The following is a 12,381-nucleotide window of genomic DNA, read 5'->3' as shown; positions in this document are numbered from 1 at the left end:
TCTTTCCGCTGCGCACAAGGCGGTTACTGAACCACCACCCTTTCCACCCAAGCCTGCCCTTCCACTTCCACGCGCAGGGCATACATGCCCGTCGGCAACTCCGGCAACTGTAGCGGTACTTCAGGTGCAGATGGTTTTATTACTGACCACACCGGCTGCCCCTGCATATTGTAGAGCGTGAAATGTCCGGTGCCCGTGGGCACTGCGCCCGCCCAGGCGACCGTAAGGTAGCGGGAGGCGGGGTTGGGGAAGACGGATAGCTGTGAACTGGAAAGCGGCGGGGCCCACTCCTCAGAAGTAACCACATAAGCGCAGGAGTCCAGGCTTGGGCACCCTTCCGCATCGGTGCGGACCAGCCAGCAATTTCTGTCCCCATCTCCGCGCGACCACCCACCTGCTACCAGATCGCCATTGGGCAGCTCCCCAAAGCGGCCAAATTGCCCGGAAACATTTTCGCCTGACAAGTCGAATGGGGGCAGATAGTAACGGGACCACAGGGTATCCCCCTCCGGCGTAAACTTAAACAGCCACCCGGCCAGCTTTTTCGACCCTCCAACCCAGGTGCTGTGCTCTCCGGCACTCACAATGTTTCCATCTGAAACCAGTTTTAGCTCCCGGGAGCCTTCCTGTCCATTACCAAACAAATGGGGCGGTCCTACAGGATTAGCCCATTGTACACTATTAATAGGAGAAAGCCTGGCAATAACTGACTGTACCATGGAGAATAACCAGCCATCGGGGTAATACTCTTCAAATACCTCCCCGAAAGTGATCAGGCTCCCATCCTCCAGGGCAACAACCTGCCGGATCAGCCCCGTTTCAGGATATACCTCCGAGGCCCATTCGGATTGTAGCGTACCATCGGTTACATTTATCTTGTATATTATGTTATAAAATTGCTCAGACTTTGTGCAACTAATCACTAAAACGGAGTCTCCCTGCATCGTGCCGTCCTGTACGATTTCCGTGGCACCTTCTTCTCCATAATACTGTACCCATTGGGTCTCCCCAACTTTATTAATCCGGCGGGCATAAGGGGCGCCGGAGCCATCAAGCGCCTTAGCCGTGCCGTACAACAAGTACCCCCCCTCCAGTTCGATGGGCTCTACTACCGTAAAATTATTCGTCACATTACTGTCCTCGTACTCATAGCGGAATTCCTCCTGCAGGTCGCGGTTGAGTTTGACGACAATGGAGTTCCCCCTACTTGTCATTGCATTAAACAAATATCCGTCATCTCCGGTCGGGATCAGCCCACCATAGAGAAAACTTACCGATAAATGATTATATATAGCAGAGGTTGTTGCGGTATCCGTAATAAAACCTTGAACCTGCACTTCATTGGATGGGCCATACCGGGTCAGTAAGACCCCTGTCTTATCAAACCCGCCGATTTCCTGCATGGCCCTGCCAAAACCGATCATCGCTCCATTGTGCCCAACTACCGCATCAATGTAATAGTTGAATTCAAACCCAAAATCATCCGCGCGGTTGGCCGGTTGGGCAACAGAAAAGGTATAGAAAAAAAGGGAAAGGGCTCCAAAGAGCCAAACTTTATATGACTTTATCATGGCTGCTTCTTTAGCGTTAACGCAATACTACTTTTTGGCGCAGTGGGGCTGCACCGGAGGCTGGCGCTACGGCCAAAAGGTATATTCCTGCTGGCAGCGAAAGCTTTACCCTGGATATTTCGCCTGCCAGATATTGGGTGTGTAGCTGTTGCCCCTGCAAAGAAAACACTTGTAGCTGCCCGCCCGGAACCCCCTGGGGCAGATGGACATTTATGGTGCCATCGGAAGGGTTGGGGTAGATGCGCAGCGGCTTTATACGGCTCCTTTTAAATATATCCCTGCTCTCTGAGGTGGATTGTGGGCTCCCTGGTTTTGATGACAGGCTGGGCGCAGCATTGCCTGCGCAGTTGGCTGCCGCTTCAACACCATTGCGGTGCAAGAGGTGGACCGCCAGCAAGCCGGCTTCATTGCAATGCGGGGTCAGGAGCTGCAAGGATTCGATGGCAGCATTGGGCAATTTATCCAGGTTGCCCCCCTCCATTACCGGCCCCTTCAGAGTGTTGAACACCTGGCTTAAGCCCTCGTATTCGTCAAGTTGCAGTTTGCTTAGCAGGAACTGCTCAGGAATAGCGGCCCAGATCTTTTCAAATGCCGCCAAATCGCCTTTCAAAAAATGCTCCCGGGCGAGCAAGTAAGCCGTGCCATAGGTATTTGCCCGGGCCAGCCATTGGTAAACGGAATCCAAGGCTACGGCTACGGTGTCCTGTACGTATTCTTTCAAAACCTCTCCAGCCGCTTCATCCATCGCCCAGCGTGCGGCATGAAGCTTCAGCTGTGCTTCTGTTGCTGCTGCCCCGCTTAGGCTGCTAAGGGCCTCCTTCAGACTGTCCCGTTTGCTCTTTTGATCGTAAAACCGAAAAACGGGGTCATCCTGAGGCTGTTCACAGGGCGGGGCACAAGATTCGCCAGGACAGTAATCAGAAAAATCAAACTCATTAATTGGTTCAGGGATAACACCCTGAGCGTCATCTGGAAAATGCCCCAAAAGATTCCCATCGAAATGATATACTAGATTGTCTCCGTTATTTTCATAAATTATGCTCGGCCCAATTTGGGAAAAAATATTGCCTGAAGGGGCAAATGCCTGATCATCAGCAAACCCATAGTGCGGGTTTTTGACTGTCCCTTCGATTTTGTAGTCCGCAACTTCTAATGGCGAAGAGGGGGCCGGAGAGAGCTGGGCCTCAGGGTCATGGTCATTACATAAGTAAACCAGCCCGTTTTCCATGCTCCCGTTATTGTTCCTGGCGGCGTTGCCTATCAGCATACCAGCGTACTCATTGTATGAAATCTGGTTCCCCAGCCCCTCGCCGGTGCCTTCACAGTAGGTGCCCTCAGATATAAACAATTGGTTTTCGCTATCTAATGAACTTTGCTCAAACCGGTTGTACCGTACAGACAGGGCTTCGCTCAAGCCCAAAACCGATACTCCTGTGACTTTATAGCCTTGGAAAGGCGTGTAATCATTTAAATCCGTTGTCAGCTCGAACAGGTTGTCCCTAATGTCGAAGAAACTGCTGTTCCGGATTTGTACTCCTGTGAAATTATCTTTGAAATGGCATTCTTCAATGAATGGGGCACCGTGCTCCAGGGTGAGGTTGCCAGCATCAATCCCTTTCTCTAATAAATGGAAGTAATTGCCCCCGCTCCGGAAGCCGCTATCTTCTGCCCTAATGCCAACGGCACGCAATGGCGGGCAGTCAACCGGCTCACAAGGCGCCCTTAGGTCCAGAAAATCAGACAACAGCACTTCCAGGTATTCAGTCTGACTCAAAGAGAGTAAAACCGGGGGCGCTGTGCCTCCTCTGTAAAAATCGTCTACCCAAAATTTGCCCAATACTATTTTCCCTTCCGGGGAAAGCGGGTTTCCACCTGGCCGCATCCGGAGCCCTTCCAGGCAATTTATTATACTTCCGCCCCAAACCTGTACGTTGCCTCCTCCCAGAACTTCTATGCCGCACCTGGCGTGTTCAATAATGCCTTCATTGCCCAGCAGGAATACCCGCCCCCCGTTTTCTACTTTAATCCCATCCCACATGCCTCCGCAGGCACTCGTGAGCTTCGTCAGTATCCTCAAAGTAGCTCCTGCTTTGACGGTAATGGAGGCTTCTGGCAACATCTCCAAAGGCGCATTCAAGCTCAGCACGCCGCTTTCCACAATTACATCGCCGGACACACCCACAGGCACGGCACCTGGATAAACCGTCCGGTATTGAATGTCATTTAGCATATCAAGCCCCGAAGAACTTCCCCACTCCCTCAAATACATCTTCATACGGCCCACCTGCTCTTCAACAAACTGGTCCTGGCAACTCCTTTCATCGACGTAGCTCATGTAGTTCCGGATGAGGGTTTCATCAGCAGGGTCTGTCACATTCTCACAGTCTGTTGTAGCATTTAATATTACCTGATTATTTGGTGGTGTCTCTCCGACAAAATCACCACAGCACAAGCTTAGAGAAGCATTGCAGCCCGGTGGTATATTTGGCGAACTACTGAAAGGATTACATTCTGCCTGTTGGTTGTTGGTGCCAGCATGGGTATGCAAAAGCCCCAGAGCGTGCCCAGTCTCGTGGATCAATAATGGTGATTGGGTGGACAGCCCAAATTCAGTTGCATTGCTTCCCCTAAGATATATATAGTTGCTTGGTACAGATAGCGCAACACCTAGTATTGGACCTTCATCTGAAATGATATAAACGTTCAATGCCTCCTGGATTTCTTCCAATGGTTGCAGCTCTGCCCTGACCTCTCCGAGTTCTTCCGGCAGTTGGGGAGGGCTGCTGAAATCCGGGCCAATGAAAGAATTATAATACCCATCCCCATCACAATACCCCTGTCCGAAAGGGACAAAGAAAATGCCATGGGCGTTAAACGCATTATTCAAATTTGCCATCCCGGCCTTTGTTTCATCTTCTAAAATATAGGTGCCATTGTCTGAAGTATTCCACCATGCCTGGCTTGGACTAGCGGCATTTTCATCAATGAAATTGAAGATCACCCTTATGGTATAAGTGGAGGGGTCATCTTCATATACTTCCCCGTAAATAAGTCCTGGATAATCTGTGTTCTCTTCCTGGTTGTATAGAATGTCAGCATGAGCGCATAGCCAAAGGGCAAGCATGGTAAATGCCCAGTATTTGTGTGTGTGTGTTTAAGCATGGGGTTCGGTTTTTTAGTGGTTAGAGAATGATTGGTAAGGTACGATATTAAAAGGACAGATGCAATGTTTAAAAAAGGTAGTATTCCAAATCCATTTAACTGGTTAACCTTTCATAATGAACTAGAGCCCAGGCGATATATAAGCGGCCACGCGCTCAGCCCGGCATTATTTTTTTGGCGGGAAAAGCCCAGGAGGCTCGGCTGCTGGCGTAGAGCTTAAGCCTGGGCATTTCCGGGAGCTCTGCTCCAGCTTTTCTTTGGGAAACCTATCGGAGAGCAGGAAGCTCCCCGACAGGAGCTCTATCCTGCTGGAGTAGAGCTTAAGCCCAGGCTTTGCAACGAGCTCTGCCCCAGCTTTCCCAATTACTTATTAAGGCTAAAAGTACGCCGGGAAGGACGCCGCAGCGCCTGCCAGATGCTATAGACATGCATGGCCATACAGAATGGAAAAATGAAGCTCATCAATGGCACAAAGAGCGGATGGGTCAGAAAAGCGCCGTCTGGTGTAGTGGCAAATAGCTGGTACGGGCTTTGCGGGAGTGAAACGAGGGCTATAGCCACGAGGTAAAGCAGCGAAAAGAGCCCAAAGGTATTCCAAAGTAGGGTCTCCGGCCTCCGGAACTGCCCCCGGGCGAAGAAAACATAGCTGCCCATCAGTGCGCTGATGCCCACCACAATATCGTAGTTGAACCACAGGAAGGTCAGCTGAGGCGGCACATACCGCCCTGCGTAGCCCATCCACAGCAGCAAACTGAGGACTATCCGGATCCCTTGCGCTTTGACGATCCACTGCGGGGGCGTGATGAGAAGGACCTGCCGGAAAAACCGAAAACCAAGCAGCAGCAGGAAGAAAACGGAAGGGAGCAGGAAAAGGCTAAGCATGGTGAGCACCGGCTCGGCTGTCCCGTACCGGGCGCTACTGGCCAGCCCGATACTGATCAGTATCCAAATGCTGAGCGACAAAACAACCAGCCGGCCCGCTTTTTTGCGCTGAGCAGGCGGCTGCTTCAACCGGCTCATGCCAATGCGCAGCGCAGTATACAAGCTGCCCAGCAATCCGGCGGTCAGCAGCAGCGTTATCAATTGGCCGATAAGAAATAAGGACTGGCTCATATCAGAATATGGTTCCGGAAGATAGGCTTTTGACAGCCGATCAAAAAAGAAACCGGGAAAGGATTTTCAAGACCAGCGTAAATCAAGTATTATTGTAAACTTAGCAGGTATCTCGCTTGAGCCTGCTTCATTCACAACCTGAGACTCCTCCTGCATGGACAACAACAAGACAACGTCAGTACTGGAAGCCGCCCGGGCCTATGCTCAGGAGCGTTTCCAGGCTGGCCTGACCACCGACCACCAATACCATAATCAAGGGCATACCGAACGCGTATGCAAAGCGGTGCTGGAGCTGGGGCAGTCAGCAGGGCTTGCAGGGTATCAGTTGGAAATCCTGGAACTCGCTGCCCTTTTCCACGACCTGGGCTTTACGGAAACCTACGAAGGGCACGAAGCGGTGAGCCGGCAACTGGCCGATCAGTTCTTATCAAGTCAGGCGTATGAAGAGGAGCGCAAAGCGGAGGTGCTCAACCTGATCGACGTAACCTTCCCGCCCAAAGTGCCGCAGACGCAGCTCGAAAAAATCATGTGCGATGCTGACCTGAGCAACCTCGGCAGCCCGCATTACTTCGAGTACCTACAGGCCCTTCGCCACGAGTGGAAGACTTTTCTCAACCAGGAGTACACTGATGAAGCCTGGTACAAACTCAACTATAAATTTGTCAAAAATCACCGCTTTTATACTGCTGCGGCTGTGGAGGCCTACGACAAACAATGGAATACCAACCGGAAGCAACTGAAAAAGCTCAGAGATGAGCACCGCAGCCCGGCCCTGGGCAATGACAAAACAGCCAAGCCGGAGCAAACCAAACTGGCCGGAGCCATCAGCGATAGCAAAAGTGCGCAGACCATGTTCAAAACGAGCCTGCGCAACCACCTTGACCTTAGCGCGCTGGCGGACAATAAGGCCAACATCATGCTGAGTGTGAATGCGCTGATCGTAACCATCGTTATGCCGCTGGCCAGCTCCTACGTCAGCGAGCACCCTCAATTGGTGATCCCGATGCTGGTACTTTTGGTGACATGCCTGACCTCTATGATATTTGCGACCCTGGCTACCCGGCCCATCAAGATGAGCGGAGAGACCAGCCGGGAGGCCATTTCCAGCGGCACATCCAACCTCTTCTTTTTCGGCAACTTTTTTAAAATGGACTTTCCCGCCTACGAGTCCGGCATGCAGGAGATTGTCTCTGACACTAAAAAACTGGACAGTTCAATTATGCGCGACTTATACTTTCTGGGGCGGTCGCTGGGCCGAAAGTACCGCCTGCTCCGGATCTGCTATACCATTTTCATGATTGGTATAATCACCACGGTGTTGACCTACGGGCTGCTGATATGGATCACTTCTGCTATTTGATCATATCCCGTGGCGGAGACAGGAATAAGCCCACCCTGAAATAGGGTTGAGGCGAAGTACGGGCACGAAAATCGTAGGTGGCATCAAGGGTATTGTCAAAGCGGGCCCGCCTTGGGATGAGGTAGCCTGTTTCAGCGGTAAGCCAAATCCAGGAATAGAGTTTCCTGTCATAAGTGGCTTTTAGGGCAATCTCGGCATGCCGGAAGTAGTAGGGCGTCATGCCTTGTGTTTCCGGCTGTAGCAGATCAAGAGCGTAAGAACTGCTCTGGTATTCTACCCCAAATAGCAGGAGATTTGTCGGGGAGAAGTTGTAGCGCATCATGATCTGAACGGGCAATACCGTCTCAATGCCCCATTTTTCGCTGAAAGTTTGGTTGAACACCCCAAATGGAAGAATGGTCGTATTGAAAAAATTGCGCCCAAACATTAACCCAAGACCCCATTCCAGGTCCTCCCGTTCCTTGAAGCCCACTGCTGCCAGACCACTGTAGGTAGCGTAGCGCGGGTCGAAATTCATCATCTGTTCGTAATCGCCCCGGTAAGAGGTACGTAGCCGCAAACCACCGTAAACCCGCTCGTTGAAAGACTTGGTGATGTAGACAGAATATTTATTGGTACGCAGCGCTTTGCCATTAAGCGATTCGAAAAGCTCCTGATTGAAGTAGCCGATGCGGTCAAAATGGACCGACTCCTGTTGGTATTCATAGCCTGCCAATACTTTCAGGCTGGGCGCATTAATGATAGGAATTTTGATTTTAGCACGGAACTGCTCAATGTAGTCAATTTCGCTGGCATTGGCACCTTCTATACCGCCGGCGCGGGGCGCAAGGTTTTGATCGCCTACCATGGTGCGCTCAATGAGCAGGCCGCGGCCGCGAGACTTGTTGACCACCCCGGGGCGGCAGTAAGCCATACCGTCTTTCGTCAGGTCAATATCCTCTTTTTCAATCAGAGACAAAGATTGCCCATACAGGCTCTGCCAGGAAGCGGCAGATATCACTATGAGTAATCCTATCAAAGAACGATATTTGATCATACTAAACCTGTGTGCTTTTCTTTTTGACGGCTATTTTGAGAATGGCCACAGCAAAATTAGCAAACGAAATGACGACCTGAAATATTATCAGGTTTTTGCTGTAGCCCCGCCTTCAGAGGTCATCTATTGCTCTTTTATACAAAAAGAAGTACAGGTTAAATGTTCCTTTTCAGGTGTTAAAGTCTGTTACCGCTATTAGTATTTTACGGTAAAGCGGAGGGCCCGAAGCCCCTGTACGCCCTGTAGTTTTCCGATTTTGAGATCCTCAATTTCTTCGGTAATGTACCCTTCGGAAATGAGGTAGTCCGCATATTCGAGGTACTCCTGCTTATCTTTTTCCTGCAGATAAACAATCGCCACTTTGCCGGCCTGCGTCAGCCGCTCGTCTGTACCTTCGATCAGCGCTTTGTCAATGCGCTTCTTCAGTATTTCGTAGCGGACATTGTAGGCTCCATCCACATCAAACTGCTTTTCGTCCATCCGGAAGCGGATCGACAGAGGGTTGGAGTAGGTAAAGATCAGTTGCGCGGTGGTGAGAGGTACGGGCAGATCAGTTTGTAAATCCTCCACGAGACGGGTGACTTCACACATGTCAATAAACTGCCAGAGCCGGAGATTGCGCAAGTGCATAGGCTTGAATGTACCGGTTTTAAGCAGGGACTGCCCGGCGTAGATATCGTACTCCACACCATCCGTCTTATAGCGCTCAAAGTAGTGGGGGACAATTTTTTGGGCTGCTTCCTGTTGGTCTTCCAGATAGCGGGCAATGGTGGAATTGATCATGGATACGCTATCCTCATACTTTCTGCGTTCCTGGTATACAATGCCCAGGTCGGCATCTATGTAGTTGAAATAGTGGCGGACTTTGGCTTGCAGGGCAGGGTATTGGTTTCTAATGTCCTCGAGCACCGGATGGATTTCGTCCTTCAACCAGGAAACGATTCTGGACTCGTCGTTGGAGTTGAAATCCTCCAGTACGCCTTTAAGGTTGCGTTCGGCCGCAGCCCGGTATTGATTGAGCAAAGGGTAGCGGCCCATGCCAATTGCTACATCAAGGAGGTCCAGCAGCAGGTGCAGGTTTTCTGAAAGGTCGGCCTGTATGGCATGGTTCCGCCGGTCAGAGGAGCTTACAATATCTGCCTGCGCATAGAGCGGGTGCACATCTCTGAAAGCAATAGGCGGAGCGGTGGCATTCTTGCCCTCAACCTCCCGTTTCTCCAGCAGATTGTAGGAGGTTTCAATGAATTTCCACTCCACACTCGGGTGGATGGCCGTGTATTGCTCCCGGATGATGGCCTCAATCTGATTGTCGATCTCATCCCGGCTGCGTTCCACCGCCATACTAAATAAACTGACCAGCTCCCGGAATTTAAGCTCTACAAAGCTGTGCAGTTCGTAGGGCTTGGGCGAGCCGATTTCGAGCAGGCCGATGATACGCTCTTTTTTATTCAGCAAAGGCGCAACGATGATACTACGGATCCCCTTTTGGAGCAAGCCTTCTTCGATCGGGGTTTTTTGCTTTATTTTCTCCAGGTCTTCTACCAGCACTATCTCCCGGTATTTACAGGCTTTCTCATAGATGGAGCCTGTATTGTCCTCCGCCAGCAAGTCCGCCTGCTGTTCGGCAAGAAAATCATAACGGATTTTATACTGATGGGCAACCTGATACTCTTTGGGGTAGTCAATGGCCGTAACGCCCATCTGCAAGCCCGGGATGTCAAAGAAGGTTCGAACAAGGCCTTCCAGTCGGCTAACCTTCTCTTCCTGTACTACAGCATTGCGTTCCAGCAGGGAAAACTTAAGCCTGGACAAGGCCTCTTCCTCCGTGATATCGATCAGCGTACCGATGGTAAAGCCCTGGAACTCGAAGTTCTCCGGGGGCAGATATTTCATCCAGAGGTCTACATCGTACACATTGCTTAGCAGCTCATTGATTTGTTCCTGGTTGAGGGGTTTCAGCGGCTTTAGCTTTTTTATCCTCATGTAGTCTGTGTCGAGGCGGGTTTTGTAATGCCGCTCCATGCCCGTTTCCGGGTTGGAAATAGAGATCGACAGGGGTGATCCGATTTTTAGATCGGTACCGTAGTAGGTATTCAGGATGAAACTGCAGGCACTGATCACCATAGAGCAGAAGGTGAAGCCTGGCTTGTGGTTGATGACGTACTTGAAATTCTTAGCCCGGATGTGCTCCTCCAGGGCTGGCGTCATATATATCGGTGCCATTTCGAAGGGCGCTGACACCTTGATTAACTGATTTCGGCGCAGGGCAGGAGGGATGACCATCAGCATGAGCAGGTCGATAATGTCTTTATGTTGTTCCAGTTGCCTGCGGTCTTCAATGGGTTGCCATAACTCCGGCGTATCCTTCAGGTGGTCCATCACAAACTGCCCCACACCGGATTCCACCGGGTTGTCGCTTTCCGACTTTTCTTTGATCATTTCCAGCAAAGGGGCCAGGCTGAGCTTGAACCGGAAAGGCATCTCTTCGATGTCAAGTTCCTTCAAGACATTCCACTCTTCATCCACAACGGCCTGCCGGGCATGTGATTGAGTCTTGGGGGGTTCTACTGGTAAGTCGATTTCTTCCATAGTATGCAATGCTTATTCTTTTAGTGAACATGTCACAGGGGGCTTTGGATGTGGAAACTCGAAGAATGGGGGGCTTTGGGCGATATAAGGGGGGATTCATACTATTAGTTTTTATGGTTCTTGCCCTTATTCCATGATCACCCTGGGATGAGGGGAATACGGAGCAACCGATTTGCAGAAATTCAGTTGCTGCCGCCCATTATATTCTGTAGGAGGAAATTCCGTTAAAACGGATAGATGGATACAGCTACATTAACAGATGTTTTTTAATTTTAATCCAAACATTGCTGTTATGAAAAAGCGCCTTCTGTTCAGTCTGAGCCTTCTATCGGCGATCTGCTTAACGACCTGTACGCGAAAGGTCTCCCTGGAGTGGTCGGCAGAAGAATTTGAAACGTTTATTCTCCCTCCCGGTGGCGTAGAGATCGCTCCGGGCTTATTCTATGACAGACAGGAAATAACCGTTCGGGACTGGTGGGAGTACCTGCATTGGATACGCGATGTATATGGCATTAAGTCAGATGAATTTAAGGCAGCGTTACCCCTGACTTCCGTATGGGGAGCGCCATATCGATGTTTAGAGCGTTTGGAGAAGGAGTATTTTACATCAGGTCCATATGCCGGTTTCCCAATAGTTGGGGTGAGCCGTACCCAGGCTGTAGCTTACGCAAAATGGCGTGCGGACCGAATCCTTGAACTGGTTTTACGCCACTTTGAGGTCATTCCTTTTCATCCGGATCCGGGGCCTCGCAATCATTTTACGATAGAGCGCTATTTATCCGGAAAATACCGTCGGTGTGCGCCCCACCCCGCGCTCGCCCGCTACATTCACTACCGGCTCCCTTCCGAAGAAGACTGGGAAAAAGCCAAAGCTTACAACGAAGAAGTCCTGAGGCGTTATCAGAAAGAATGCCAGCTGGATAGTGAAGAGCCCGTTAATGCCGGGCAAAATCCCTGTACACAGGAGAGAGTCATAAGGCTTCCTGTGGAGAGCGCCGGCTCGGGGGTTCTGCCGGATAGCCTCAAGTATATCCGGCACCTAAGCGGCAATGTTGCAGAATGGTCAGCTGCCCCGGGTATCACTCTGGGAGGAAGTTGGTTTCATAGGCCCGCTGATGTTGCTCAGTATGTTTCGTTCCGGGCTGATGAGCCTAATGCCTGGACAGGCTTTCGGTTAGTGGCGGAGTACCGTGAGGTGGGATACTGACCATCAAGCACAATTTGAATGAATTGAAAAAATCCGGGTTCTTACCCAACCCTTTTGCCCTTCTGCTACATCTCTACCCCCGGAAGCCTGCCACAGCAGGTCGTTCCCCTGAAATCACCTGACTTAATTTTTAAAACCTTCTGACCATGAAAGTATCCAAATCACTGCTTCAAGCCATCGCGCTGGGGGTTGCCCTGGGCGGCAGCGCTACATCCTGCACCCTGCTTGACAACTCCGATGAGGTCAAACCCGACACCGAAAAGGCAGCCGAAGATGACCGCTGCCCAACAGATGATGGCGACAAGCCCTGGTACAATTGCCCGGCTTGCGGAATGGGCTAAGC

General features: G+C 50.9%; 8 protein-coding genes. 3 read left to right on the top strand and 5 right to left on the bottom strand.

Translation table 11 applies throughout. The features are described from left to right. Window positions 1–23 precede the first annotated feature (23 nt). From ACO08I_RS12880 to ACO08I_RS12870, 3 genes are all read right to left on the bottom strand, one after another. Window positions 24–1,571 (bottom strand): T9SS type A sorting domain-containing protein, encoded by a 1,548-nt coding sequence (locus ACO08I_RS12880; protein ID WP_421949521.1) that lies wholly within the window; start codon window positions 1,569–1,571, stop codon window positions 24–26. A 16-nt stretch (window positions 1,572–1,587) separates the two neighbouring features. Next, complete coding sequence (locus ACO08I_RS12875) at window positions 1,588–4,695, bottom strand: zinc-dependent metalloprotease (protein WP_421949520.1); 3,108 nt, start codon at window positions 4,693–4,695, stop codon at window positions 1,588–1,590. Window positions 4,696–5,096: 401 nt separating this feature from the next. Next, window positions 5,097–5,846 (bottom strand): hypothetical protein, encoded by a 750-nt coding sequence (locus ACO08I_RS12870; RefSeq protein ID WP_421949519.1) that lies wholly within the window; start codon window positions 5,844–5,846, stop codon window positions 5,097–5,099. A gap of 154 nt (window positions 5,847–6,000) precedes the next feature. Between ACO08I_RS12870 and ACO08I_RS12865 the strand changes: the two genes are divergently transcribed. Next, window positions 6,001–7,206 (top strand): Pycsar system effector family protein, encoded by a 1,206-nt coding sequence (locus ACO08I_RS12865; RefSeq protein WP_421949518.1) that lies wholly within the window; start codon window positions 6,001–6,003, stop codon window positions 7,204–7,206. On the opposite strand, the gene ACO08I_RS12860 is transcribed toward ACO08I_RS12865, so the two are convergent. Both ACO08I_RS12860 and ACO08I_RS12855 read right to left on the bottom strand, forming a co-directional pair. Further along, entirely contained in the window at window positions 7,199–8,224 is a 1,026-nt protein-coding gene (locus ACO08I_RS12860) for a hypothetical protein (protein ID WP_282784211.1), read from the bottom strand. The genes ACO08I_RS12865 and ACO08I_RS12860 overlap by 8 nt on opposite strands. Window positions 8,225–8,437: 213 nt before the next feature. Continuing rightward, a complete protein-coding gene (locus ACO08I_RS12855; protein ID WP_421949517.1) occupies window positions 8,438–10,831 on the bottom strand; it encodes a hypothetical protein in 2,394 nt (797 codons plus the stop codon). Window positions 10,832–11,123: 292 nt separating this feature from the next. On the opposite strand from ACO08I_RS12855, the gene ACO08I_RS12850 reads away from it, so the two are divergent. Then, complete coding sequence (locus ACO08I_RS12850) at window positions 11,124–12,038, top strand: SUMF1/EgtB/PvdO family nonheme iron enzyme (protein ID WP_421949516.1); 915 nt, start codon at window positions 11,124–11,126, stop codon at window positions 12,036–12,038. Window positions 12,039–12,184: 146 nt separating this feature from the next. Continuing rightward, window positions 12,185–12,379 (top strand): hypothetical protein, encoded by a 195-nt coding sequence (locus ACO08I_RS12845; RefSeq protein WP_282784206.1) that lies wholly within the window; start codon window positions 12,185–12,187, stop codon window positions 12,377–12,379. Window positions 12,380–12,381: the final 2 nt, after the last annotated feature.

The organism is Phaeodactylibacter xiamenensis, from assembly GCF_965229835.1.
GTDB lineage: Bacteria > Bacteroidota > Bacteroidia > Chitinophagales > Saprospiraceae > Phaeodactylibacter > Phaeodactylibacter xiamenensis.
This window is presented reverse-complemented; position numbering and strand designations above follow the sequence as displayed.